This is a genomic window from Paraburkholderia sartisoli (assembly GCF_900107685.1).
Taxonomy (GTDB): Bacteria; Pseudomonadota; Gammaproteobacteria; order Burkholderiales; family Burkholderiaceae; genus Paraburkholderia; species Paraburkholderia sartisoli.
The window spans coordinates 720,183-744,721 of sequence record NZ_FNRQ01000002.1 but is presented as its reverse complement, the minus strand read 5'-3'; the positions used below and the strand labels follow the sequence as shown (position 1 = coordinate 744,721).

General features: G+C 61.1%; 20 protein-coding genes and 3 pseudogenes. 13 read left to right on the top strand and 10 right to left on the bottom strand.

The window, feature by feature from the left end:
- Window positions 1–36: 36 nt before the first annotated feature.
- Complete coding sequence (mutL, locus tag BLV45_RS10595; RefSeq protein WP_090532487.1) at window positions 37–2,064, bottom strand: DNA mismatch repair endonuclease MutL; 2,028 nt, start codon at window positions 2,062–2,064, stop codon at window positions 37–39.
- Window positions 2,065–2,234: 170 nt separating this feature from the next.
- Here mutL and BLV45_RS10590 point away from each other — a divergent pair, with 170 nt between their 5' ends.
- Window positions 2,235–2,921, top strand: coding sequence for a VTT domain-containing protein (locus BLV45_RS10590; protein ID WP_090532485.1), 687 nt, complete (start codon window positions 2,235–2,237; stop codon window positions 2,919–2,921).
- A 161-nt stretch (window positions 2,922–3,082) separates the two neighbouring features.
- Here the strand turns inward: BLV45_RS10590 and BLV45_RS10585 are convergent, their stop codons facing one another.
- The 6 genes from BLV45_RS10585 to cyoA all read right to left on the bottom strand — a co-directional run bounded on the left by BLV45_RS10585 (window position 3,083) and on the right by cyoA (window position 10,146).
- Complete coding sequence (locus BLV45_RS10585) at window positions 3,083–3,895, bottom strand: mechanosensitive ion channel family protein (protein ID WP_090532483.1); 813 nt, start codon at window positions 3,893–3,895, stop codon at window positions 3,083–3,085.
- A 438-nt stretch (window positions 3,896–4,333) separates the two neighbouring features.
- The gene (locus BLV45_RS10580) at window positions 4,334–6,103 is read right to left on the bottom strand and encodes a glycosyltransferase family 39 protein (protein WP_090532482.1); all 1,770 of its coding nucleotides are present in this window, start codon (window positions 6,101–6,103) and stop codon (window positions 4,334–4,336) included.
- Between the two features lie 195 nt (window positions 6,104–6,298).
- Entirely contained in the window at window positions 6,299–6,631 is a 333-nt protein-coding gene (gene cyoD, locus BLV45_RS10575) for a cytochrome o ubiquinol oxidase subunit IV (protein ID WP_090532480.1), read from the bottom strand.
- The gene (gene cyoC, locus BLV45_RS10570; protein WP_090532478.1) at window positions 6,632–7,240 is read right to left on the bottom strand and encodes a cytochrome o ubiquinol oxidase subunit III; all 609 of its coding nucleotides are present in this window, start codon (window positions 7,238–7,240) and stop codon (window positions 6,632–6,634) included.
- Complete coding sequence (cyoB, locus tag BLV45_RS10565; RefSeq protein WP_090532476.1) at window positions 7,240–9,249, bottom strand: cytochrome o ubiquinol oxidase subunit I; 2,010 nt, start codon at window positions 9,247–9,249, stop codon at window positions 7,240–7,242. The genes cyoC and cyoB overlap by 1 nt, the downstream gene beginning before the upstream one ends.
- 3 nt (window positions 9,250–9,252) lie before the next feature.
- Complete coding sequence (cyoA, locus tag BLV45_RS10560) at window positions 9,253–10,146, bottom strand: ubiquinol oxidase subunit II (protein ID WP_407670993.1); 894 nt, start codon at window positions 10,144–10,146, stop codon at window positions 9,253–9,255.
- A 357-nt stretch (window positions 10,147–10,503) separates the two neighbouring features.
- Between cyoA and BLV45_RS10555 the strand changes: the two genes are divergently transcribed.
- Window positions 10,504–10,749: a hypothetical protein gene (locus BLV45_RS10555; protein WP_090532472.1), complete on the top strand. Its 246-nt coding sequence runs from the start codon at window positions 10,504–10,506 to the stop codon at window positions 10,747–10,749.
- Between the two features lie 223 nt (window positions 10,750–10,972).
- Here the strand turns inward: BLV45_RS10555 and BLV45_RS10550 are convergent, their stop codons facing one another.
- Complete coding sequence (locus BLV45_RS10550; protein WP_090532471.1) at window positions 10,973–11,761, bottom strand: IclR family transcriptional regulator; 789 nt, start codon at window positions 11,759–11,761, stop codon at window positions 10,973–10,975.
- A 150-nt stretch (window positions 11,762–11,911) separates the two neighbouring features.
- Between BLV45_RS10550 and BLV45_RS10545 the strand changes: the two genes are divergently transcribed.
- The 5 genes from BLV45_RS10545 (at window position 11,912) to BLV45_RS10525 (ending at window position 17,571) form a co-directional block, all read left to right on the top strand.
- A complete protein-coding gene (locus BLV45_RS10545; protein ID WP_090532469.1) occupies window positions 11,912–13,183 on the top strand; it encodes an aromatic ring-hydroxylating dioxygenase subunit alpha in 1,272 nt (423 codons plus the stop codon).
- Window positions 13,184–13,259: 76 nt separating this feature from the next.
- Window positions 13,260–14,042: an SDR family NAD(P)-dependent oxidoreductase gene (locus BLV45_RS10540; protein ID WP_090532467.1), complete on the top strand. Its 783-nt coding sequence runs from the start codon at window positions 13,260–13,262 to the stop codon at window positions 14,040–14,042.
- An 11-nt stretch (window positions 14,043–14,053) separates the two neighbouring features.
- Window positions 14,054–15,028, top strand: a complete 975-nt coding sequence (locus tag BLV45_RS10535; RefSeq protein WP_090532465.1) for a PDR/VanB family oxidoreductase — start codon at window positions 14,054–14,056, stop codon at window positions 15,026–15,028.
- A 93-nt stretch (window positions 15,029–15,121) separates the two neighbouring features.
- Window positions 15,122–16,372: an MFS transporter gene (locus tag BLV45_RS10530; RefSeq protein ID WP_090532464.1), complete on the top strand. Its 1,251-nt coding sequence runs from the start codon at window positions 15,122–15,124 to the stop codon at window positions 16,370–16,372.
- 113 nt (window positions 16,373–16,485) lie between these two features.
- Window positions 16,486–17,571, top strand: a complete 1,086-nt coding sequence (locus BLV45_RS10525; RefSeq protein WP_090532462.1) for a porin — start codon at window positions 16,486–16,488, stop codon at window positions 17,569–17,571.
- Between the two features lie 292 nt (window positions 17,572–17,863).
- Here the strand turns inward: BLV45_RS10525 and BLV45_RS10520 are convergent, their stop codons facing one another.
- The gene (locus tag BLV45_RS10520) at window positions 17,864–18,340 is read right to left on the bottom strand and encodes a type II toxin-antitoxin system YhaV family toxin (RefSeq protein WP_090532461.1); all 477 of its coding nucleotides are present in this window, start codon (window positions 18,338–18,340) and stop codon (window positions 17,864–17,866) included.
- A complete protein-coding gene (locus tag BLV45_RS10515) occupies window positions 18,340–18,657 on the bottom strand; it encodes a type II toxin-antitoxin system PrlF family antitoxin (RefSeq protein WP_090532890.1) in 318 nt (105 codons plus the stop codon). The genes BLV45_RS10520 and BLV45_RS10515 overlap by 1 nt, the downstream gene beginning before the upstream one ends.
- Before the next feature lie 261 nt (window positions 18,658–18,918).
- On the opposite strand from BLV45_RS10515, the pseudogene BLV45_RS27835 reads away from it, so the two are divergent.
- The 6 genes and pseudogenes from BLV45_RS27835 to BLV45_RS10500 form a co-directional block, all read left to right on the top strand.
- A pseudogene (locus BLV45_RS27835) lies at window positions 18,919–19,257 on the top strand (IS21 family transposase); the annotation flags it as partial.
- A gap of 644 nt (window positions 19,258–19,901) precedes the next feature.
- Window positions 19,902–20,064: pseudogene (locus BLV45_RS28320) on the top strand (IS6 family transposase); the annotation flags it as partial.
- Between the two features lies 1 nt (window position 20,065).
- A pseudogene (locus BLV45_RS28230) lies at window positions 20,066–20,233 on the top strand (HNH endonuclease); the annotation flags it as partial.
- A 758-nt stretch (window positions 20,234–20,991) separates the two neighbouring features.
- Window positions 20,992–21,147, top strand: a complete 156-nt coding sequence (locus BLV45_RS27485; RefSeq protein ID WP_176954120.1) for a hypothetical protein — start codon at window positions 20,992–20,994, stop codon at window positions 21,145–21,147.
- A gap of 490 nt (window positions 21,148–21,637) precedes the next feature.
- Window positions 21,638–22,264, top strand: a complete 627-nt coding sequence (locus BLV45_RS10505; RefSeq protein ID WP_090532459.1) for a tyrosine-type recombinase/integrase — start codon at window positions 21,638–21,640, stop codon at window positions 22,262–22,264.
- A 260-nt stretch (window positions 22,265–22,524) separates the two neighbouring features.
- Entirely contained in the window at window positions 22,525–24,528 is a 2,004-nt protein-coding gene (locus BLV45_RS10500; RefSeq protein WP_143130412.1) for a hypothetical protein, read from the top strand.
- Window positions 24,529–24,539 lie beyond the last annotated feature (11 nt).

The window sequence follows — 24,539 nt, the reverse complement described above, 5'->3', positions numbered from 1 at the left end:
CGCATTCTGCGCGAGGGCGAGTGGAGATGCGCACGCTCATTGGCCGCGCATGAAGAGCCGGTCGAGGTCGGAGAGCGTCAGTTGATACCACGTCGGACGCCCGTGGTTGCACTGGTCCGCGCGTTCGGTCGCCTCCATCTGGCGCAGGAGCGCGTTCATCTCGTCGAGCGTGAGGCGCCGGTTTGCGCGCACCGCGTGGTGGCACGCGAGCGTGCCGAGCAGTTCGTGCTGACGCTCGGTCAACACGCGCGAGCCGCCGAACGCGTGCAGATCGGCGAGGACCGCCCGCGCGAGCGCCTGCAGGTCGGCGTCTTTCAGCAGCGCGGGCACCGCGCGGATCGCGAGCGTGTTCGGCGACAGCACGGCGAGATCGAAGCCGAGCGCGTCGAGCGTCGCGCGTTCTTCCTCGACGGTGCCGATCTCGACGGGATCGGCGTGCATCGACAGCGGGATGAGCAGCGGTTGCACGGCAATCGTCCGGTCGGACAGCGCATGCTTGAACTGCTCGTACAGGATGCGCTCGTGCGCGGCGTGCATATCGACGATCACAAGCCCCTGCGCGTTCTGCGCCAGCACGTAGATGCCGTGAATCTGCCCAAGCGCGAAGCCGAGCGGCTGCTCGTCGCTGCCGGTTGAAGCCGGGTCGAACGCCTGCGAGCCACCGGCCGCGAAGCCGGATGGAAACGCCGTCGCCGCGTCGGCAAACGCCGACATGCCGTTGCCATTACCGTCGACGTCGCGCGCTTCGAGCGCGGTCGTGCCCGACGACGTGCCGGCGCCCGTGTCCCTGCGGCCGAACAGCGCGTCGTAAAGCGCGAGCGGTTGAGCCACCGGCAACGTGCCCTGCGTCATACGCGCCTGGCGCAGCCATGTATTGCCGCCGCTTTCGCCCGGCAGACCGCCGCCGAGCGGCGTCGAGCCGAACGAAGCGGGGTTCGGCGTCGGCATCGGCATCGGTGCGATATGGGCGGCGTGACCGCCCGCGGTCGTTTCCGGCGAAGCGCCCGCGTGTCGCGCCAGCGCGCGCTGCACGGCGTGAAACACGAACTGGTGAATCGAGCGCGAATCGCGGAACCGCACTTCGATCTTCGACGGATGCACGTTCACGTCGACGGCTTCGGGCGGCAGGTCGAGAAACAGCACGTACGACGGGTAGCGGTCGCCGTGCAGCACGTCCTCGTAGGCGGCGCGCGCCGCGTGCGTGAGCAGCTTGTCGCGCACGAAGCGGCCGTTGACGAAGAAATACTGCTGGTCCGCCCGGCCGCGGCTCGCGGTCGGCAGACCCGCGCATCCGTAGACCGACAGCGGCCCGGCCGATTCGTCGAGCGGCAGATGCGCCGTCGCGAACGTTTCGCCGAGGATCTTCGAGACGCGCGTCGCCGGATCGGTGGCGTTCCAGTGTTCGACGGCACGGCCGTTATGCAGCACCGAAATCGCGACGTCCGGCCGCGCGAGCGCCGAACGGCGGACCATCTCGAGGCAATGGCCGAGTTCGGTCTGTTCGCTCTTCAGGAATTTGCGTCGCGCGGGCGTGTTGAAATACAGCTCGCGCACTTCGATGGTGGTGCCCTGCGTGCCGGCCGCGGGCGTGAGCGCGCCGGTCTGCGCGTCGATGCGCACCGCGTGCGGCGCGCTCGCCGTGCGGCTCGTGATGAACATCTCCGCCACCGATGCAATCGAAGCCAGCGCTTCGCCGCGAAACCCGAGCGTCGCGACCGCCTCGAGTTCGGCGAGCGAGCGGATCTTGCTCGTCGCGTGGCGCAGCAGGGCCAGCGGCAACTCGTTTTCGGGGATGCCGCAGCCGTCGTCGGTGATCGAAATGCGCTTGACGCCGCCTTCGTCGAGCACGATGCGCAGCGTCGTCGCGCCGGCGTCGAGCGCGTTCTCCAGCAATTCCTTCACCACCGAAGCCGGCCGCTCGACCACTTCGCCGGCGGCAATCTGGCTGATCAACTGGTCGGGCAGGGGCTGGATCGCGCGCATCGGGCGCGAGGCGGGTGAAGCGGGCGTCCCGGCCGCGGCGGGCGCCACGGCATCGACGGGATTTTCGGAGAATTCTGACATGCCGAAATTATAGCGACTTGACGAGCGTCGCCGGGTTCAGCCGCCGGATGTGGCCGCGCGCACTCAATTAATTCAGCCCGGCGGGCACTTTCGGTATCATGGCGCGGTCAATTTCACCGCTTCGGGCGCATTTTCGCTGCCCGCCGCACTTCTGCATATAAGGGACGCTTTTGGACACGCTGCTACAGTTCTTCAACCTTGTTCTGCACATCGACAAGTTTCTGGGTGTGTTCATCCATCAATACGGCACGTGGGTCTATGTCGTGCTGTTCCTGATCGTCTTCTGCGAGACGGGGCTGGTCGTGCTGCCGTTCCTGCCGGGTGATTCGCTGCTGTTTATCGGCGGCGCGTTCTGCGCGACGGGCGAGATGAGCCTGCCGCTTCTGATCGGCTTGCTGCTCGTCGCGGCGGTGCTCGGCAACACCGTCAACTACATGATCGGCCGGGCGATCGGTCCGAAGGTGTTCAACACCCACATACGCGGGCTCGACCGCTTTCTCGATCGCGCCGCGCTTCAGAAGACGCATGACTTCTATGAGAAGCACGGTGGCAAGACCATCGTCCTCGCGCGCTTCATTCCGGTGGTGCGCACGTTCGCGCCGTTCGTGGCGGGCGCATCGGCCATGAGCGGGCGACGCTTCCAGTTCTTCAATTTCACGGGCGCGCTGTTCTGGGTGCTGCTGCTCGTGCTGCTTGGCTACTTCTTCGGCAATATTCCGTTCATTCGCCAGTATCTGAACGTGATCGTACTGGTGGGTATCGGCGCCGCGATCGTGCCGGTCGTGCTGGGCGCGCTGTGGAAAATGATGCGCAAGGACTCACCCGCAAACACCGCACGCAAGCCCGGCGGACAGTGATGTCGCGGCTCGCCGGCTTCGCGCGGCGGGAATAGGCAAACGGCGTCGCAGTGTGAACCGCGACGCCGTTTCTTTTTTGGCCTTGCGTCCCTGTGTTCTTGCGCTGGTCCGCCCGACGAAACGGTGTTGCGTGCTTCAGGCGGCGGCGCGCCCGGTCAGGGTCAGGTCGCCGTGCGGCGCACGACGGGCGTCTCGGGCGTCGGATAGCCGGCTTCCCTGAACGTCTCGATGATCGCGCGGTTCGTGTCGAAATAGACCTGCCAGTAGTTATCCGTGTGCGCATACGGCCGCACGCAGAGCAGCGGCCCTTCCGGCGTGAACGACAGCACTTCGATATCCGGTGCGGGTGTTTCCACCACGTTCGGAATCTTCACGATCGCGGCGCGCAGGCGCTTCGCCGCATCGATGGGATCGACGCCGTTCGCGACCTTCGCCGTGAGCTCGACGCGGCGTACGGGTAGCGCGCTGTAGTTCGAGATCGTGTCGGAGAAGATCTTGTTGTTGCCGATGATGGTCGTGACGTTGTCCGGCGTCACGATCGTCGTGCCGAAGAGGCCAAGCTCGCTGACCGTGCCCGTCACGCCGCCGGCGGTCACGAAGTCGCCGACCTTGAAGGGTCGCAGGACCTGCATGAAGATGCCCGCCGCGAAGTGCGCGAGCAGGCCGCCCCACGCCGTGCCGATGGCAAGACCGAGGCCGGCGAGGAGCGCCGCGAACGACGTCGTCTGCACACCGAACACCTGCAGCACCGCGAGAATCAGCAGCAGGTTCAACAAGGCGCTGAGAATCGAGCCGAGGTAGTGCGCGAGCGTCGGGTCGACACGCCCGTTGCGCGCGAGGAGCTTGCGCAGCAGCCCGGCGATCAGCGTGATGACCCAGCGCCCGATAATCCACAACACGATCGCCCCGAGCACCTTGGTGCCGAAGTCGATGCCACGGGTCATGATGAATACGCGTACGGTTTCGAGATCCACGGTGTCCTCGCTTGTTTCGGTTGTGTTGAACGGCCTGTTTCAATTCGATCAACCGATGCGCGGCGTGAACCCAGCCCTGCGTGGCCGGCAAGCCGGCCAAACGCCGCGATCCGTTCATGTCTGCTTTTATGGCGATGTTGTTGACGACAGCAAACGCATACTGGGCGACGCACAAAACAATGCCCGACGGTGCGCGACGGGCAGATCCGGGGAAGCGATATCTTCGGATGTTATAGCCGACGGCGTGCGCCGACGCAAGGATCATTCCAGGGATAGACACAGTCCGGCACACGATACTTCGCGCGACCGGGTGGGTTTATCGAGTCGGGGCCGGGCGCGGCGCCGTTCGAAACGGGCTTATGTGAACCCAGGGCGATGCCACTGTCCAGGACGTGTACATTGCCCATGAAGACAGGGGGGCGGCCCCCCTCTCCAGCATCAAGGCGATTCCCGTTGAAGCGTCAGGAGTTTTCTTTTGAGCGGCGGCAGCCAGCCGCCGGCATCCGCGCTGTCGATGACGCGATACCCGGCCATCGGCTTGAACTGGATCAGGTACTGGTTGTCATGCACCCACCAGCTCTTCGGTTGCGGCTGATCGAGATCGATTTTCGGGTCGTACAGATAGTAGCCGTTGAATTCGTAACCACCGTCGATCTGCGTGACCGGTATGCCGCGCTGTAACAACGTGTCGGCCAGCAGCCATCTGGCGCGGTTCCAGCTCATGTAGTCATGCGTGCCGCCCACGGCGTACCCGCCCATCAGGATCAACGCAAACCACGACAGCGCCAGCGCCGCGCGCGGCCACAGCCACGCGTGTCGTGTGCGCGATGACATCCGCGGGCGTCCGAACGACGGCCACGCGGCATCATCCGATGAAGGCGCGAGCGTGATGAACGCGATCAGCGGCAGGAATGCCGGCAGCAGGTACCGGTCGTAGAAACCGGCCAGAACGCAGATCGCCAGGTAGATCGCCGCGGAAAGCAGCAGGTATGTCCTGACGCTCAGCGCGGTATCGTGCCTTCGCGCGCGATACCGTGTGGCGACCGACCTGACGCCGAGCGCGATGTCGAGCAGAAGCAGCACGCCGCCGACGCAACCCGAAAGCGTCGCAAAGTGCCAGAACACCGCGGGCAGTGGAGGGACGTCGCCACCGGATCTGGCGTCGAAGAACCATATCGGACCCAGCCCTGATTCCCGGACCGTCGTCCACGTGTTGAATGGAAAGATGTGATGCTGATGCACGAGCAGGGCGTACCACCCGACGCCGCACAACGCGGCGCCGATCAGGACAGCCTTGCCCCACGACAGGCGCGCGTAGTCGCGCACGAGACCCGGCAGCCGCAAAGCCAGGACCGGCAGCAGCAGCCAGCCGATCTGCCCGAGCGCGGCGCGAAACCACCAGGATATTTCGCCCAGGCGATGTCCGACCGTGGTGAGCGTGATCGTCGAAGCGGGAAACACGTGCGCCCATATCGACGTCTTGCCCAGGTACATGACGGGCATCGTGTCGCGTGCCGTGAGCCAGATGCTCAAACCCTTGAGCAACCCGATGCCCGCAAGGACGGCCACGACTGACAGGGTAATGGCCCGCCAGTCGCGGCGGTTCTCCAGCAGCAGCGTCAGCACCATGGCGAGCGGCAGGAAAAGACCGAGTTGCCTGATCATGATCGCCCAGCATCCGGACAGGATCGCGATCACCAGCGTGACGGTATTGCGCGTCGAAAGATAGCGGCAGAAGAACAGCGTCGAGATTGCGCTGAACGCCGTGAAGGCCACGTCCGTCATGAACGTGTTGTTGAGTTCGAAGAAGATCGGATTGAAGGCGAGGATGAGCGTGGCGACAACCGTCTTGCGGCGCTCGCATCCAGCCAGTTGAAGCAGTATCGCGAGAGCGGCGAGCGTCAGCGCGCCGGCCACGAGCGTCGAGGCTCTCAGCGCGTTGAATGAAAAGCCGAACGGCAGGCAGAACAACGCGCCCCACACGGTCTGGCCGAACAGCGACATCGCGGTCCAGCCGAGCGGACGGAACTCGCCGGTCTCGAGCAGATGACGGACGGTGAGCGAGAACGACCAGTCGTCCTGCAGCGGAAAGTTGCCAAGCGGATTGGCCACGGCGACGGCGATCGCCCAGATCAGGACCGGCAGGGCGATCGCGGCGTAGTCGATTCTCGATCGATAGAGCGGCCTCGACGCGATCAGATTTTCCATGTGACGCACCTTTGCGGTTTCCGACGTCAGCGGCGCCGGAGGGGTCCGCTACGCCTGTTACGCGGTCGCTTCAAACGCGGGGAACGAACGTGCCCACAGCGGACGGTCGTCCGGTTTCAAGCCACCCATGGTAGAGATGCCGGCGGGGCCGCTCCGTGCGAAAGCAGACATACAGAGGCCGTCGGGCGCGCGGCGTCAGCGGGACATCATGTTCATGCTGACGTTGTGCATCACCCATACCGTGCCGCCGATCAGGATGATCGAGGCCACTGCGGTATAGCACAGCGCCATCACGTTCCAGCGTTGACCCGACGACGTGTTCAGGTGCAGGAAAAACACCAGATGAACGACGATCTGCGCGAGTGCGAGCACGGCAAGCACCAGCATCGCCGACTGCGGCGGCAGGACGCCGCGCATGACCAGTCCGAACGACGCCGCCGTCAGCAGCACCGCGATCACGAACCCGGTGATATAGCCAGAGAGGCTACCGTGCCCTTCTTCTTCATGCAGCGATTGCGTATGCGCCATTTAGAGCACGCTCCCAAGATAGACAAATGAAAAGACACAGATCCACACGATGTCGAGAAAGTGCCAGAAGAGACTCAGGCACGTGAGCCGCGTTATTTCGCGCTCCGACAGTTCGGGTTTGATGACGATCTGCGCGGCCAGCACGACCATCCAGATGAGGCCCACCGTCACATGCAGGCCGTGCGTGCCGACCAGCGTGAAGAACGACGAAAGAAACGCACTGCGGCCGGGACCGGCGCCTTCGGCGATCAGGTGTGCAAACTCGTTCAGTTCGAACCAGAGAAACGCGAGACCCAGCACGAACGTAACGGCGAGCCACCCCAGCACGACGCCCGACTTGCGCCTGTGAGCGCCGAGCATCGCGAAACCGTAGGTGATGCTGCTCAGCAGCAGAACCGCGGTTTCCAGGGCGACGCCAGGAATGTCGAACAGATCCTTGCCGGATGGACCGCCTGCGAATTGATGCGCCATCACGGCGAACACCGCGAACAGCGACGCGAACAGCACGCAGTCGGTCATGAGGTACAGCCAGAAGCCAAACACCGAATGAGACGGGGCGTGTTCGCTTTCCAGCTCGGCCAGCGTGGCGAGATTGGTTTTTTGCAGCATCAGATGACCTCCGCGGCAGCGCGCGCGCTTTCACGTTTCCCGTGCATTGCCGCTCCTTGTTTCTCTTCGATCGTCCTGACCGTTTCGGCGGAAATGGTGTAGCCGTCGTTATCGCCGAAGCTGCGACCGATTACCGTCGCCATGATGGCAACGAGCGCAACGACCGCAAGCCACGTGATGTGCCACACACCGGCAAAACCCAGCACAAGGCTGAACATGCCGATCAGGAATCCTGCGCTGGTGTTGGACGGCATATGAATCGCACGGTACGCCGCATCCTTGCCGAGACCCTGCCCGCGCTCCTTCATGTGTGCGAACGCGTCGAGTTCATGCACCACGGGAATGGTCGCGAAGTTGTAGACGGGCGGCGGTGACGACGTGGCCCATTCGAGCGTACGGCCGCCCCACGGATCGCCCGTCAGGTCGCGGTATTCCGGCAGTTTGCGGTTACGCACGCTCACAACCACCTGGGCGACCTGGCACACCACGCCGAGCGCGATCAACACCACGCCGCACGCGGCGACGATCAGCCACGGCTGCCATGCCGGGTTGTCATAGTGATTCAGACGCCGCGTCATGCCCATGAAGCCGAGTACATAGAGCGGCATGAAGGACACATAGAAGCCGACGAACCAGAACCAGAATGCGCACTTGCCGAGCTTCTCGTTCAGCTTGAAGCCGAACGCTTTCGGGAACCAGTAGTGGACCCCCGCCAGATAGCCGAACACCACGCCGCCGATGATCGCGTTATGGAAGTGGGCGATCAGGAACAGGCTGTTGTGCAACACGAAGTCCGCGCCCGGAATCGCCATCATCACGCCCGTCATGCCGCCGATCGTGAACGTGATCATGAAGCCGATCGTCCACAGTACCGGAGCAGAAAATTCGAGGCGGCCGCGATAGATCGTGAACAGCCAGTTGAATACTTTCACGCCGGTCGGAATGGCGATGATCATCGTCATAATGCCGAAGAACGCGTTGACGTCCGCGCCGGAGCCCATCGTGAAGAAGTGATGCAGCCACACGAGGAACGCGAGCACCGTGATCACGCAGGATGCGTACACCATCGTCCGGTAGCCGAACAGCGGCTTCTTCGCGAACGTTGCGATGACTTCGGAATAGATGCCGAACGCCGGCAAAACCAGGATGTAGACCTCGGGGTGACCCCATGCCCAGATCAGGTTCAGATACATCATCGCGTTGCCGCCGGCATCGTTCGTGAAGAAGTGCATGCCGAGGTAGCGGTCGAGGCCGAGCAGCGCCAGCGCAACGGTGAGAATCGGGAACGTCGCCATGATGAGCACGTTCGAACACAGCGCGGTCCACGTGAACACGGGCATTTTCATCAGCGACATGCCCGGTGCGCGCATGCGGATGATCGTCACGAAGAAGTTGATCGCCGTGATCAGCGTGCCGACGCCCGACAGTTGCAGGCTCCAGATGTAGTAGTCGACCCCCACGCCAGGACTGAACTGCAGCTCCGACAACGGTGGGTACGCGAGCCAGCCGACCTGTGCGAACTCGCCGATCACGAGCGACAGGTTCATCAGGATCGCGCTGATCGCCGTCATCCAGAAGGACAGCGAGTTCAGGAACGGGAAGGCCACGTCACGGGCGCCGATCTGCAGCGGCACGATCAGGTTGAAGAGTCCGACCATCAGCGCCATCGCCATGAAGAAGATCATGATGACGCCGTGCGCCGTGAAGATCTGGTCGTAGTGATGCGGCGGCAGGTAGCCCGGCGAGTTGTAGGCGAGCGCCAGCTGCAGGCGCATCATCACCGCGTCGACAAAGCCGCGCACGAGCATCAGCACGGCGACCACGATGTACATCACGCCGATCTTCTTGTGATCGACGCTGGTGATCCACTCGCCCCACAGCCATTTCCACTTGCCGAACCACGTCAACGCTCCCAGCGTGGCAATGACGAGGATCGCCATCAGGGCGCCCGCGCCCATGATGATGGGCTGATCGAACGGAATCGCCGAAAGTGTCAGTTTTCCGAACATGTGTTACCCCTTCGTACTGCAATTGCTGTTCTGCAAATCGAGAACGTTGCCGTTGTTGTATTTCGCGATGATGTTGTGGAACAGTTTCGGGTCGATCGTGGAGAAGTAGCGCACCGGCTCCTTCTCGCCCGGTTGTGCGACCGCGTTGTATTCGTTCATGTCGAGCCGGCCCGGCGACGCCTTGACCGTTTGCACCCACGCGTTGAACTGCTCGGGGCTGGTGGCGAGCGCGCGGAACTTCATGTCCGAGAAGCCCCTGCCGCTGTAATTGGCCGACACGCCGGCGTAGTCGCCGGCTTCGTCCGCAACCAGGTGCAGTTGCGTTTGCATCCCCGCCATCGCGTAGATCTGGCTGCCCAGTTGCGGGATGAAGAACGAGTTCATGACGGAATCGGACGTGATCATGAAATGCACCGGTGTGCCGACCGGAAAGGCCAGCTGATTGATCGATGCAATGCCGAGATCCGGGTAAATGAAGAGCCATTTCCAGTCGAGCGCGACCACTTCGACGTTGATCGGCTTGACCTCCGACTCGATCGGCCGGTAGGGATCGAGTTCGTGCGTTGTCTTCCAGGTCAGCACCCCGAGACACAGGATGATGATGGACGGCACCGTCCAGATGACGACTTCGATCGCCGTGGAGTGCGCCCACTTCGGCGCGTACTTCGCCCGGCGGTTACTCGCACGGTAGCGCCACGAAAACCATAGTGTCATCAGGATGACGGGCACGACGACGATCAACATCGTGAACGTCGCCGTGCTGATCAGTGATTTTTCCGCTAGCCCGATGCTGCCTTTCGGGTTGAGCACGTCGAGCTTGCTACACCCGGAAAGACAAGTGGCCAGTGCACCCCAGAGGGGTATCAGCACCCTGGTTTTAAGGACTCCCTTGTTCATCATATTCGCCTGCTTTTCATTGAGCCCTTGCGGAATTCGCCGTAACTTCGCGACCCGCAACCCACGCACTCAGGTGCGTATGCCGCCGGATTCTACGAAAGAGCGCGTAGGCGGAACTTGATCTCGACCAGGGAAATGCAGATGAGTTGTCGTATTGGATGGCGCCCGGGTGATCGAGTCCGGTTCGCAGCCGTGCATCGGGCGCACGACGAGAGTGCTGCGGTGTATCAGGATGTGCCGTGGTACTTCGCGCAGGCGAAGAACGATCGAGCTGCCCCGGCGCTGCTGCCAGCCACGCGGCTGCGGCTTTGCGGGACTCGCGCATGCAGTTGCGCATCGAAGCTTCGATGGAGATCGATGCCGGTCCATCCGCACCGCACACTGTATCGCTCGAATATGGGCTTCCTGTGCAACGGCGGTTCCCCCGAAACGGCGATCCGGCTTCTTTCGCGGGACGCCGTTTTGTTTTTGGGGCAAGAGAAAACGATGGACAGCGCCGCCCAGGCGGTCATTGCGAAACACGGCGGTATGTCCGACGACAGGGCGGCCGGGTATGTCAGCCAGCTCACGAAGGAAAAACGCTACGTGCGCGATGTCGATTGAGTTGCGAGCGCAGGAATGTGAGCCCGGCGTCGTCCGTCTTCGCGGAATGCCGGTGAGGCCGGACCTTCGATAGCGGGAAGGTATTTTCTGCGTGACTCAACCCGGGCACGATACAAAGCGGTCCCTGATCGCCCGACTTTTTACAGGAATCGCCGTGACCGGTTTCGCGACAGCGGCTGGCAAGTCGCCGGCCGGAGCACCGGCCTCACATCGCGGCGTTCCTTCATTTGCGTGAGCCGGCGGCGACGTGAACCTGCCTCGTCTGCTGTCCCAGCACTCGCGACAGGTTTCCTGCCTCACGTCGGGTCAGCTCGGCAAACTGCGCGACCCGCTTGTCGGTGACGCGCACGCTGGGGCCGAATATACAAAGCGAACCCGCTACCTGATCCGCACCATTGAAGAATGGTGCCGCGACCGCGACCGCACCTTCAATCAGTTCATGGTGGCTCATTGCAAAACCTTGCGTGCGGATCGTTTCCAGTTCGCTGAACAGGCGTGCGACATCCTGGTTCGGATCGGACAGGTAGCGGCCCAGTTCTTCGGCGGGAAGCTGCATCTGCGACAGGATTGACCGGCCACTCGCGCCCAGCACCAGTTTTTCACGATAGCCGACACCGCGCCGGAAGCTCAGCGGCTGCGGACTTTCCATCTCCGCCACACACAGCCGGTACACGCCGTCGGGCACGAACAGGGCCACCGTTTCCGTCGTCTCTTCCCAAAGCGTGCGCAGCATCGGCTGGGCGAGCTGCGCGATGCTGTGGCTCGTCATCCAGACATGAGCCAGATGTGCGACGGCGCTGCCAAGGCGAAACCGCTGCGGCTCGCCCGACGAGACGAGAAAACCCTGTTGCTCCAGCGTGTTGAGCAGCCGATACAACGTGGGCCGGCTCAGGTCCACGCGTGTGAGCAGCTCCGCGACCGACAGCTCCTTATCGCCTGGTCGGAAAGCAAGGAGAATTTCCAGTGCTCTTTCCACGGAACGCACACTTTCGTGCGATTTTTTCTCTTCCATTTGAAATTTCCTGTTTTCGCTGCCCATTCCTGATTGCGCATTGTAGTGAAAGTCCTGGGGTCCGACGGCTTGACTTGAATCAAACTGTCCGTAGAATGAAACACAATTCTCACACAGCGGACAACGCAAAAACCTGATTCGGAGAAAAACATGGACAGGAACATGTCAGAAACCTTGGTGCGCACCGGTCCAGGAACGGCAATGGGCGACCTGATGCGGCGCTACTGGGTGCCGGTACTGTTGACGGGCGAAATTGCCGAACCGGATTGCCCGCCGGTACGCGTGCAGATTCTTGGCGAAAAGCTACTGGCGTTTCGCGACTCCAGCGGCAACCCCGCGCTGATCGACGAGTTCTGCTCGCATCGCGGCGTGTCGCTGTATTTCGGTCGCAACGAAGAAAATGGCATCCGTTGCGCGTATCACGGCTTGAAATTCGATCGCGACGGCAACTGTGTCGAGGTGCCGTCCGCGCCCCAGGCGTGCAAACACATGAACATCACCGCGTATCCGTGCATCGAGCGCGCGGGGTTGGTCTGGGCCTATATGGGTCCGAAGGACCGTCAGCCCGCTCCGCCGGATCTCGAATGGTGCAATCTCCCGGCAAGTCATGTGTTCGTTTCCAAACGACTCCAGGAATCGAACTATCTGCAGGCGATGGAAGGCGGGATCGATACCAGCCACGTGTCGTATGTGCATCGCTACGAGGTCGATGAAGACCCGATGCACCAGGGCACCAAGGCCCTCGACTACATCAAGGCGGATGGCAACGTGATCTTCGAAATCGAGAAGACGCAGTTTGGCCTGACGCTCTTCGGCCGCCGCAACGGCGAACCGGATTCGTACTACTGGCGTGTCACGCAGTGGCTGTTTCCGTGGTACACGCTCATCCCGCCGTTTGGCGATCACTCGCTCGCGGGCCACGTGTGGGTTCCCATTGACGACGAAAGCTGCTGGGCCTGGAGTATCAACTTCCGTCCGGATCGCCCGTTGAACGAGCAGGAGTTGAGCGACCTCGAGGCGGGCAAGGGGATCCACTGCGAATATGAACCGGGCACGTTCCGTCCGAAGGCCAACAAGGACAACGACTACCTGATCGACCGCCAGGCGCAGAAAGAAAAGCGCGCCTATTCGGGGGTATTCGGCTTTGCCATGCAGGATGCCTCGCTGCAGGAAAGCATGGGACCGATCCAGGATCACAGCAAGGAAAAGCTGCTGCCGACTGACCGCGCGATCGTGATGGCGCGTCGCATGCTCTACGAAGCAGCCACCGCTTTGCTTCCCGATACCGATCCGCCGGCGGTCGCCGCGGATCAGCAGCGCGTGCGCGCGGCGGGTGCCCTGTTGCCCCGTGATCAGAAGCCGCAGGAATGGGCGGTGATCCACCTTGCCGACGGCAAGGGACAGCCAATCTACTCGATCTGAGCGCGAGCCGGGCATGCGTCCGGCTTCCCCGAATACCGCTTCAGCAACAAGGAGGCCGGCGCCGCGCCGGCATGAAATGCAGCAAGGAACAAGACTTCACGGCAAGGTCGCATTGATCACGGGAGGCGGTGGTGGCATTGGCGCCGCGACGGCTCGCGTATTTTGCGCGGAAGGTGCCGCGGTCGTGCTGGTCGATGCGAATCCGGAAGCACTGGCGCATACCGCCGACGAGCTGATCCGGCTCAATCCCTCTGCCCGGGTCAAGACTTTTGCGGCCGACGTCTCCAGTCCGGACGATGCGGCGCGCGCGGCGGAGCTTGTGGTTGAGACTTTCGACCGGCTCGACGTGCTGGTCAACAACGCGGCAATGCGTAACTACAGCACGCTCGCGAACGCCACACCGGCGGAGTGGCAGGCGATGGTGTCTGTCAACCTGATCGGCACGTCGAATTACTGCAAGGCGGCGCTTCCCCTGCTGCGTCGAATGGGTGCGGCCAGCATCGTCAACGTGTCGTCCTGCTATGCCGTGACCGGTCGCAAGGGCATGGGCCTTTACGACGCGACCAAGGCCGGCATGCTCGCCATGACGCGCACGCTGGCATTTGAAGAAGCCGCACAAGGGGTGCGCGTGAACGCGGTGTGTCCGGGTTCCACCTTGACTGACTTCCACGTCGACCGCGCGCGCGCCGCGGGGAACAATGTGGAAGCGCTCAAGACGCAGCGGCAGGATACGTCGTTGATCGGACGATGGGCCACGCCCGGGGAAATCGCCTGGCCGATCCTCTGGCTCGCAAGCGACGAGGCATCGTTCATCACCGGAACGACGCTGATGGTCGACGGCGGCCTGTCGATCATGTAAGGGCGGTCGCCATGAATCATTCCAGACTTGTCACGGCGCGCGTTGCGCGCCGGCACACCGAGGCCGAGGGCATCGTCAGCTTCGAACTCGTCAGCGTCGATGGAGGCGAGCTGCCGGCGTTCGAGGCGGGCGCCCATATCGACGTGCATATACCCGGCGGCCTCGTCCGGCAGTACTCGCTGTGCAATCCGCCGATGGAGCGTCATCGGTATCAGATCGCCGTTTTGCGCGACGATGCCTCGCGTGGCGGCTCAGCAGGCATGCACGACGCCGTGCATGAGGGCGACGAAATACAGATCAGCGCGCCACGCAATCATTTTGCTATTGCGCAAGGGCATGTCCGGCATCTGCTGTTCGCTGGAGGTATCGGCCTGACACCGCTACTTTGCATGGCCGAGCAACTGAGTCGCGAAGGCGCGGCGTTCAGTCTTCACTACTGCGCCCGATCGTCGGCCCGCGCGGCCTTCGTCGAGCGCATCGCCGGTTCACGCTGGGCGGACCAGGTACGGTGTCACTTCGATGATGCGGGTCAGGCACAACGTATCGATCTCGACGCACTACTGGCCGACCCGCAACCCGATCTGCATCTCTATGTATGCGGACCGCAGGGCTTCATGAACGCAGTGCTCGACAAGGCTCGTTCGCTGGGCTGGCCTGCCGATCGCTTGCACTACGAATATTTTGCGGCGGCACCTGCTCTGGCAGCGAACGTCGACGAGGCGTCTTTCGACATCCGGCTTGCGCGCTCCGGTCGGGTCGTTCCGGTGCAGGCAGACCAGACCGTTACGCAGGCACTGGCCGCGGCGGGCGTCGAGGTGCCGGTGTCGTGCGGGCAGGGCATTTGCGGCACGTGCCTCACGCGTGTGCTGGACGGTGAGCCCGATCATCGAGATCTGTACCTGTCACCCGACGAGCAGGCTCGCAACGATCAGTTCCTGCCCTGTTGCTCACGTGCGAAGTCGCGGATGCTCGTGCTCGATTTATAGCAGTGGAACGCGTGTCAGCCAGCCTCGACAGGCTGGGTCAAGAATCAAAACACAAAAAGGGCGGCTTTATGCACGTCTTGCATTGGAGGAGTCATGGAAAAAAATATGACGTCGTCTGGCGACGCATCTAGCGGCGTCTGGTCTGCGAAACCCCTTGCAGACACAGAGGCGAGTAGTTACCGGTGGGTTGCGCTGTTCATCGTCTGGGCGGCGTTCCTGCTCAGCTACGTCGACCGGGTAGCGTGGAGTACGGTCGCGGCGCCCGTCGGTGCCTCGCTTGGGCTCAAGGTCGCCATGCTGGGTGCGTTCGTGACGGCCTTCTATGTGGGCTACGTCCTCGCCAATGTGGTCGGCGGCATACTGACCGATCTGCTCGGCGGACGGCTAATGCTCACGTTGGCGCTGCTGCCGCTCGGCGTCTTCACGTTCTGTTTCGGCTATACGGAATCGCTCGTGGCCGGCATTGTGATCCAGCTTGCGATGGGTTTCGCCGCGGGAGCAGACTACTCGGCTGGCATGAAGATCATTCCCGCCTGGTTTACGCGAGACCGTGGACGCGCGATGGGAATCTACACGACCGCGACCTCGCTCGCCGTGGTCATCGCGAATGCTTTCGTTCCCTCATTTTCCGCGCAACACGGTTGGTCCAACGCTTTCCGGATGCTCGGCATTGTGACGTTTGTGTGGGGCATCGTCGCGCTACTGTTGTTGAAGAATCAGCCGGCCAAGGACCAGCCGCCCGTGCGAAACAGCGCGAAAGAGATGCTCGGGCTGCTGCGTAACCGTAACCTGATCGTGCTGGCCATTGCGGGATGCGGGGGCCTTTGGGCGACCGTGGGGTTCGGCGCCTGGGGCAACGCGCTAATGACGCGGCAGTACGGCATCTCACCCGTCGTGGCTGGCTCGATCATCGCTTCGTTCGGAATAGGCGCCGTCATCGCAAAGCCGACACTCGGCTGGATTTCGGATCTGCCCGGTGTGTCGCGCAAGTTGATCTCGATTCTGTGTCTGCTGGCGTTCACGGTCACGCTGCTGGTTTTTGGAAGTTGTTCGACGACAGCGCAGTTCTATCTTGTTGCCCCAATACTTGGCGCATTCTCGTTCGGCTATCTTCCCGTGCTGATGGCCCAGATCAGCGATGCATCGGGCAAGCGCCTGGCCGGCGCCAGCGCCGGATGGACCAATGCTATCTGGCAGATGGGAAGCGCCGTTTCTCCTCTCGCGGTGGGGCATGTCTATGGCGGCACCCATTCGTTCATGCTCGCGCTGCTAACCCTTGCTGTTGGACCGCTGGTGGGCGCGGTTGCCATGTTCTTCGTCAGCAAACACATCGCCCGGGAGTGAGGGTAGGGAAACACTGGAATGAGTGGCGGGGGCGCTTTCCTGTTCCAGTTTTCAATATATGAATAACTTCGCATAACGAAATTAAACAATTCGATATCTAATGGAGACATACAGTGAAGTCGAATAGCGCGAAACATTCGTTGAAGCTCCTGCTCACGTGCGGGTTTGCAGGGAGTCTGTGCGTCGGTGCGCACGCACAATCTTCAGTGACCCTCTATGGCATCGTCGATTCCGGTGTCGAATACGTGAGTCATGCGTCCAAAACTGGATCGGGGGATCTGTTCAGGCTGAACACGGGCAACCGTATCAACTCGCGCTGGGGGGTGACAGGAAAGGAAAATCTCGGTGACGGCCTGCGGTCGATCTTCACGCTCGAGTCGGGTATCGCCATGAATAACGGCACGCTGCAGCAGGGTGGCCGGCTGTTCGGTCGCCAGGCATTTGTCGGTCTCGAGTCGGATCGATATGGCTCCCTGATGGCTGGCCGTCAGATGACGCCGATGTACCGGTATTTCCTTTCACTCGATCCGCTGAATTATTCGAGCTACGGGCTCTCTGCCCAGGACTCGCAATTCGTTGGGCGAGCCGATAATGCCGTTGGGTACCTGGGCCATGCCGGACCGTTCGAGGTGAATGCGCTTTACAGCTTTGGCTACGATGCCACGATCACCAATGGGGCGCAGGTTCCAGGGGAGTTCCGGGTTGGCAAGGAGTACGACATCGGTGCGCGCTATCGGCAAGGTCCTTTCAACCTGACGTTCGCCTACGAACAGCGACAAGGCACGAGCGCGGCATCGGCGAATGATAGCGAGCGTCGGTATGTGGCTGGCGGATCATGGGAAATCGGCAGCGCGACGCTTTATGGCGGCTACGAACTCCTGCTTAATGACGTGGTGGCCACCCTGCAGGCATCGCCGCCACAGTACATGGCATTTGGCGGGGTGCGTTACAAGGTGACGTCCCAACTTCATCTCTCCGCGGCGACGTACTATCACTCGTATCGCATGGTATCGGCCCATGCGCTGAGTTCCGGTGTCAATGCTGACTACTGGCTTTCCAAACGGACGGCACTGTATACCGATGTGACGTACGTGATAAACAGCGCCCGGTCTGCACTGAGCGCGACAGGGTCTACTACGCCGGTGGCGACAGGGGCAAATCAGCTAGCGGTCGCAATCGGGATTGTGCATACGTTTTAGGTTGCTGGCATGAGGAGAGCTTGCGCCGACGGCGCAAGCGACCCAGCGACCCAGCGATGCAGCGGTTACACCGCAGCGAAAAAGAAAAGGGCTTGCGACGCAAACGCGTGCAAGCCCTTGAATCTTTTGGTAGGCCGTACGGGATTCGAACCTGTGACCAACGGATTAAAAGTCCCGCACTCTGCAAATAGGCAGAAATAAAAGTGCAGTATAATCAAAGACTTGCAGCGGTAGCCATCCACTGGTCAACTGCACTTTTAGGCCTTTTGAGGGCGATTTCTGTCTACTTTGGTCAAGTTTTGGTCAAGGTCGACTTCGATGATTGCCAAGTCGCCGATGCACTCGCCATCAAGGCATCCCAATCGTCGGGCGGGTTGCCACGGCCCAGCATTTTCTCGAATACGGCGTACGGGTCAGACTTACTGCCGGACGACCGCAAGGTTTCCGCATCATTTACCCAAGCGTAGATGATGATGTGCGCTTTCGAGTCGTAGCGAAAGAACAAGCGAAACCGCCTTCCGACCTTGGCCCGCCGCCAATGTCGGTAAGCGGTGCCCAAGGTGTTGCCCTGCCGGTACTCGTCGCGAGAAGGATCGCCTGGAACGATGTCGGTAATCAACTGGCTCAGGACACGAAACAATTTGACGTTCGCATTGGACTCGAACCCCGTCGGGTCGCTTTGCTCCGCACGCTGAACGGCAGCATGCAATGCCTGTAGCTGCCCAATGATGCAATCGTGGAACAGCAGCGTCCAACCATGTTGCTGCATCAGATGACCACGTCGCCGGCTATGTCCTCGCTCAGATCGGCGAATTCTGCATGCCGCAGCATGGCCTTGGCTAGATCATCAGGTAGCCCCTGGACGTGGCGACCATGCTGGATGTCCTGGGCCAGCAGCGCCAGAAACGCGCTGATAGCCGGGTCTTCATGCTCGGCATCTGCACGGCTGACGGTAATGTGTCCATCATCGTGCAGGTCGAATGCGACCTTGCCGCCCGTATCGACCCCAAGGGCTTGGCGGATGGGCTTGGGCAGTGTGATCTGTCCCTTGGATGTGATCGTCGCAAACTCGTGCAGGGTGGACATGGCATTCTCCTGAAGCATTCTCGAATGGTAAGGAGTATTCCTTACCATGTCAAGCTGGTTTAGGTGGTCGACATCATGTACAGACCTGTCGCACCTCAAGGTATGCGGATTCAGCTTGCTGTCCGAGTTCGGTATTGTGTTGCCGCAAAGCCCAGGAAAGTTGCGCAGCAAACCGAAACGGATCGTCGGCTTCATCATGGCGGTGCTGCGTATGGACCAATCTGCCGACATTAAGGTAGCTCCCTTTGGGAGTTATCGACGATGCCGGCTCACCGGACAACTATGCGCAGAATCAAGGAAGTGCTCCGCCTGAAGTGGGCATGCAATCTCACGCACCGACAGGTACAGGGCGCGCTCGGCGTCGGCCTCGGGACGATCACGCAATACCTTCAGCTCGCCACTGCCGCAGGCCTCGATTGGGCTGCGGTCGAGCTACTGGAAGAGGATGAGCTTGAGCGGCGCATCCTGTCGCCGGCTTCGTCGCCGGCGCCGGCGAAGCGGGTCGAGCCAGATTGCAACGTGATCCACCGGGAACTGCGCCGCAAGGGCGTGACGTTGCAACTGCTCTGGGAGGAATCGCACGAAGCGAGACCACGCGTTCGTCAGCGATGGCCGAACTCCCCTCTCCCTATGCCATTCGACGAGCGGCCGTTGTACCTTGAAAGCCGCCCCAAATGTCGCGCTGGGTCGACCGGCCGCTTCGGGCCGCTTTGTGCCCTTTGCATCGAGCGCCCGCCCGAGCCCATCGCCGCGCTCGGTCGTCGGGCGCTACCCGGCCATCAAGAGACAGCCACCATGCCGCTTCGAACGACGCAGGCGCCGCCGAGTCCAGTCATTCGATGGAGATGCGCTACTGTGCTCCGGCCTCCTGCCCTGAGCTACTGCAAACATAACCGCGATACGCCGAAAGTTTAAAAGCTCGTCGTCCTATCAACTCTGCCAGCCCGAGGGCGACCATGCGAGGGGGGCGAATTGAGACGTTGCTAGCTCTGGCGCATGCAAAGCTGCTCTGCGAGCACGGAGCCGACACAGGGAGGGGTGCCGGGCGGTAACGGTTTCGTTGCCACCGACACTTGAGCAGGCGCGGACCTCAAGAAGGTCCCGTACTTCGCTTACAGGCTCGCGTTGCCGTCGGCGCCGGCCGTAGAGCACATTAAATGTGTCTATATGCACGGCTCCGATCGCAACCCCACAAGGCCGCGCTGGTGACAAAATCATTCAGTTCTACGGGTCGAAACGATGGTGAACGGAGTCTCTCGCTCACGCACACGAAGATCCTGCATGGTGCGGCGCTTTGCGCCGGAGTTTGTCAAACGGTGGAATCGCTTTCGGGCGGTGGTTCGGGCGAGCCGCCAGACAATAAACTTCATGCTCAGCGCCAGGTGCGACGTAACGGCGCCGCAAGCACATGATCGAACTGTGGGAAGGCCAGTGCGCAGTGACCGGCGCTTACACCTTGAGAGCGCTGGTCGCGAGTCATGCCAAGCCATGGACGGACAGCACCGATGTAGAGAAACTGGACACGAGCAATGGCTTGCTGCTCGCGGGCACTTTGGACAAGGTCTACGACGGCTACCTTATGTCTGTCCATCCCGAGACTGGCGAGCTGCTCTTCTCCGATGCGATCGACGAGGCAGAACGTGCCCGTCTGGCGGGGGGGCCATACGCGCCTGCGCAAGACACCCACGGCAGAACAGGCTGTCTACCTGGGGGCGCACTACCAGCGCTTCCTTGCGAAGAAGGCGGAACGCTCCTCCAAGCTGCGCAATTAGCCTGGAGGTCTTGCGGGTTCCCGCCGGGAGCCTTACGTGGCGGGCTGGTGGTCGTCCGATTTCGCGTGCCGCCTGAACCAGCGGCAAAGTCTCACCACTGGCCTTCAATGGCGTTTGTGCGTGCCCGTATAAAGCACCGACGCAAACGCGATCGAAGCGACTAGCAGAATCACGGCTAGCACAATGTAATGGTCCATGGAATCTCCTACGCGCCATTGGTGGCGTGCGTATCCCATGTTAAGCCTATTTTTAACACATTGCCGATGGTGGTCTAAAGCACAGTGCCGCACTGCTCGTTGCGGCCTACATGGACCTTTCAATCACGAAACGTTGCTCAAAAATTAAGCACCCACTGGCGACCGGGTGTCGCACTGCACACACGGGTAAAACCTTTATAGTGGCTGGGTTTGGGTCGCCCCTCTTTTTGCAGTGCGGTCCAGATCGCCAGGCACGATCGGACCCCGTGTGCGGTCTTGCCGGTTGTCGACAGTCATGGCGCCGAAGTGATTCGGCCCCCTGTCAGCTTCGCCAGTTTCTGCCTACACCTCGAAAGGAAGTCCCTGTGAAATACATTCCCCGCATCGCCGCATCTACTGCCCTCGTCGTCGTCGCTTTCGCTGCTGTCACGTTCGCCCAGATCAAGTTCGCTCCGGATTCCGCCGACAACAACCCGGTCGCCCGGATCGTCCTCAACGTCGAGTCGCAACTGAACGGCTGATCCCCGCCGTCAAAGACAGGCGTCGTCGTCCTCGGCGCTGTCGCGCCGGTCGCCACCCGTCCCGCGGCACCACGCGCACTGCTGGCAGGCAGTGCCAAACTCATGTTTGAGCGTTTCCAATCCCTCGTCGCACGCCGGATTGCTGCACGGAAAGAACGTCTGCATTTCTCCCCCCTGAGCATGCACCAAAGGCACCAGCGCACACGATTGAAAAGCCCGTCGCCGTCCACATGGGATGCTTCGCGCGATCGACCGAATCAATTCGGAGGCCGTAGCGCTGAGCGCATTACGAATGACTATGCAACGAAGACGGCCTATCGCAGTCACGTCATAGTCATCGTCAACACGACTGTCCCGTATCGAACGGCTGGCAGAATTCCCAGCAAGAGCGGACACAATCTTGCCGACGGCGGATGGCGGCAATGGGTCGGGCAGCGACCACCGGCAGCCGGTGCAGACTAACGTTCCCTTCCTTCGAAAGGAGAACGTCATGGAAACGACCGCGATCAATGCACCGGGGCGTGTCCCGTGGAACAAGGGCAAGTTCACAGGACAGAAGCCGCCGTTGAAACTGAAGGAGATCTGGGCCATCCGGATTCGCCTGCAACTTTCAGCGCGGACACGTGATCTCGCGATTTTCAACCTGGCCATCGACAGCAAGTTGAGAGCATGCGATCTGACCAAGCTACGAGTGCGTGATATTTGCCACGGCCAACATGTCATATCCCGGGCAACGGTCATGCAGCAGAAAACGCAGCGTCCGGTCCAGTTCGAGCTTACCGAGCAGACCCGGGATAGCGCGGAAGCGTGGATCAGGACCGCCGGACTGTCGCAGTCGGACTTTGTGTTCCCGAGCCGGATCCACGGGTCGCCGCACCTTTCAACGCGTCAGTACGCTCGACTCGTGCATCGTTGGATCGCATCGATTGGCCTCGACGACACGGCGTACGGAACCCATACCATGCGTCGGACAAAGGCATCGCTTATCTACCGGCGCACAAGGAACCTGAGGGCGGTCCAGCTGTTACTTGGCCATTCCAAGCTTGAAAGCACAGTCCGATATCTCGGCATTGAGGTCGACGATGCACTTGAGATGGCCGAACAGACTGAAGTCTGAACCAGGCATGCCGGACGGCGGTCGGTCGCTGTCCGGCCAAGAAGAGTCACTCGTTGCTGCGATCGATTGGGCATTCGAGCGACCACTTCGCATCCGTCAACGGCCATTCGAGCACCTGTGATGCGCGTTTCATCGTCGGCCAAATCCGTCATTGAGGTGACGACTTTGATGAGGCAGCTACGCTAAGATATCGCGCCGAGCGCGGCACGTCACCGTGCTCCGCACTAAGCGTTGTTCGAGGAGGATATGTGGACCTAAGCTTGTTTAAAGCACTTGTTGATTCATGCCCCACCCCGTCGTCAGCGGATCTGGCGAAGCTTAAAGCTAACGAATCGCTTGCGGAAATACGGGGTTGTTTCCGAGTCGAAGACAGCGACAAGGCGCGCATGGAGGTCCGCGGATTCATTGCTGACCTCGGACTTCGCTTCATGTGCGACCAATCCTCTCCGGATCCCTACCGCGATGTTGCATTTGCCCTCCAGGACGCGCTCAAAGAGCGGGGGCACTCGGCAGAGCCGACGAGCAATTGGACCTACGCGGTCCAACTCGCGTTCACGCACGCAGCTAGATTCCGCACGGGGCTACCCGCCGACCAACAGTGGATTGCGGATACACGGGTAACTTCCCTCTCCAAGGCGATTCGCAGTTTGAGGGGGCTTGGTTATCAGATCGACCTGCCGGCCAGCGGCGGCGTGAATGTCCCGGATTCCGAGGTGCAACGATTGGCGGACGAGATAGCCGGTTTGTCCGCCTCTTTGGGGCGCGCGTTGGCATCGAGTGCAGCCGGTGCAATGGGACCCCATTACAGTAAGATGACGGGGCGATTCAGACTCGGGCGCGTCGGGCAAACAATACAGATCGACGCACCACCGGAAAGGCCGCTTGCCTATCTTTACCATCTGGGCCTTCGCTATTTCGCGCATCAACCGACTGCCTCCAAACCAGAAGAAACACTCGCGCGACTCGTCGACCTCGTGACATGGGCAACGGCATTGCTTGACCTGTCCGTAAGTACCTTCGAATTGATATTCGCACGACCGTCGGACATCGTAGGCATCATGCAGAAATCGGCAGTCTACGATTCCGTCTTTCTCGTGGCTCAAGCGAAGCCGTCGCATGCCCGCGAATACATTCAGTGGATTATGTCTCAGGAGGCGCTCGCCAAGCTGGAAGACAAGCGTGGGAGAACGGCTGACCAGATTCTCGCGGTCGCCCTGAAAATGTTACGTGCGTGCGAGCGAGTTGCGCCGCATGACTTCTCCATATTTGCCGTGCAAGATGCCGCGTTCGCTTCGAATCTCGATCTCAAACCAGCAGCAGAATTGCTACGCGAGGTCTTCTGTCACCCAAAAGACGTCAACCGAAAACTCGTATATCCACCGAGTGATAACGACATAGACGCGGCTTTCCGGCCTCTCGTAGCCGACGACCAAACGTTCGTGATGCAGCCACCGCCCATGGCGTCGAGAGCCATCGCGAACGCAGCACTCGACTGGTGCAAGAACAACTGGCCAAACAAACGGTTCGACGACGAAGCGATGGGACCGCTGTTCGAGCGATTTGTGCGTGCCAAGATGGAAGAGCGCGGTGTCAACGTACTGCACGGAGAGTACAAAGCCGGACAGTCGAGTGGCGAATGCGATGCGGTCGTGGAAACGGCGACCTTAGTTTGCTTCTTCGAATTGAAGAGCAAGATGTTTACTAGGGCTGCGCGCGCGGGCAATGATGTCACCGCTTTGGGAGACCTTGCGCAGGCTCTGGTCCGACCACAAGCTCAGGCCATGGAGAGGCACGCTGTGCTTCAAGAACATGGTGCGATTTCGCTGGAAGGCGATTCATCGAATTCGACGATTGAGCTGAACGGCCGGGAAGTTCTCAAAGTTTCGATTACACGTGGCGAGCTTGGAAGCCTGCACGATCGACCGTTCCTGCAGCACTTCTTGCGAGCAGGATGTGTTTCGACGTTTAACACTTTGGATCCAGAGAAGCAAAGCAAGCTAAATGACCTACATGTGTGGTTCGAGAAATTGAGAGGAGCCGCGATGCGGGCGGGTGATGGCGATTTCTATGGAAGAACGCCTTTTTCCAAATCGTGGAGCATCTCCATCTATCAGCTACTCCTTCTGCTTGAACGCACCGCGGACAACGAAACCCTCGGTCAGGAGTTCTTGCGAACGAGGCAGATGATTACGCCGACTCGGGACTTCTACACCGAGTACGAATACAAGCTCCAACTGGACCAGTTCAAGGAGGCGAATCAGTGACCGTCGCTGTG

What these genes read in the sequence shown, in the direction of transcription:
- mutL (WP_090532487.1), bottom strand. Translation starts at nt 2,064, where the DNA reads ATGTCAGAATTCTCCGAAAATCCCGTCGATGCCGTGGCGCCCGCCGCG.
- BLV45_RS10580 (WP_090532482.1), bottom strand. Translation starts at nt 6,103, where the DNA reads ATGGAAAATCTGATCGCGTCGAGGCCGCTCTATCGATCGAGAATCGAC.
- cyoD (WP_090532480.1), bottom strand. Translation starts at nt 6,631, where the DNA reads ATGGCGCATACGCAATCGCTGCATGAAGAAGAAGGGCACGGTAGCCTC.
- cyoC (WP_090532478.1), bottom strand. Translation starts at nt 7,240, where the DNA reads ATGCTGCAAAAAACCAATCTCGCCACGCTGGCCGAGCTGGAAAGCGAA.
- cyoB (WP_090532476.1), bottom strand. Translation starts at nt 9,249, where the DNA reads ATGTTCGGAAAACTGACACTTTCGGCGATTCCGTTCGATCAGCCCATC.
- cyoA (WP_407670993.1), bottom strand. Translation starts at nt 10,146, where the DNA reads ATGAACAAGGGAGTCCTTAAAACCAGGGTGCTGATACCCCTCTGGGGT.
- BLV45_RS10555 (WP_090532472.1), top strand. Translation starts at nt 10,504, where the DNA reads ATGCCGGTCCATCCGCACCGCACACTGTATCGCTCGAATATGGGCTTC.
- BLV45_RS10550 (WP_090532471.1), bottom strand. Translation starts at nt 11,761, where the DNA reads ATGGAAGAGAAAAAATCGCACGAAAGTGTGCGTTCCGTGGAAAGAGCA.
- BLV45_RS10545 (WP_090532469.1), top strand. Translation starts at nt 11,912, where the DNA reads ATGGACAGGAACATGTCAGAAACCTTGGTGCGCACCGGTCCAGGAACG.
- BLV45_RS10540 (WP_090532467.1), top strand. Translation starts at nt 13,260, where the DNA reads ATGCAGCAAGGAACAAGACTTCACGGCAAGGTCGCATTGATCACGGGA.
- BLV45_RS10535 (WP_090532465.1), top strand. Translation starts at nt 14,054, where the DNA reads ATGAATCATTCCAGACTTGTCACGGCGCGCGTTGCGCGCCGGCACACC.
- BLV45_RS10530 (WP_090532464.1), top strand. Translation starts at nt 15,122, where the DNA reads ATGGAAAAAAATATGACGTCGTCTGGCGACGCATCTAGCGGCGTCTGG.
- BLV45_RS10520 (WP_090532461.1), bottom strand. Translation starts at nt 18,340, where the DNA reads ATGCAGCAACATGGTTGGACGCTGCTGTTCCACGATTGCATCATTGGG.
- BLV45_RS10515 (WP_090532890.1), bottom strand. Translation starts at nt 18,657, where the DNA reads ATGTCCACCCTGCACGAGTTTGCGACGATCACATCCAAGGGACAGATC.
- BLV45_RS10505 (WP_090532459.1), top strand. Translation starts at nt 21,638, where the DNA reads ATGGAAACGACCGCGATCAATGCACCGGGGCGTGTCCCGTGGAACAAG.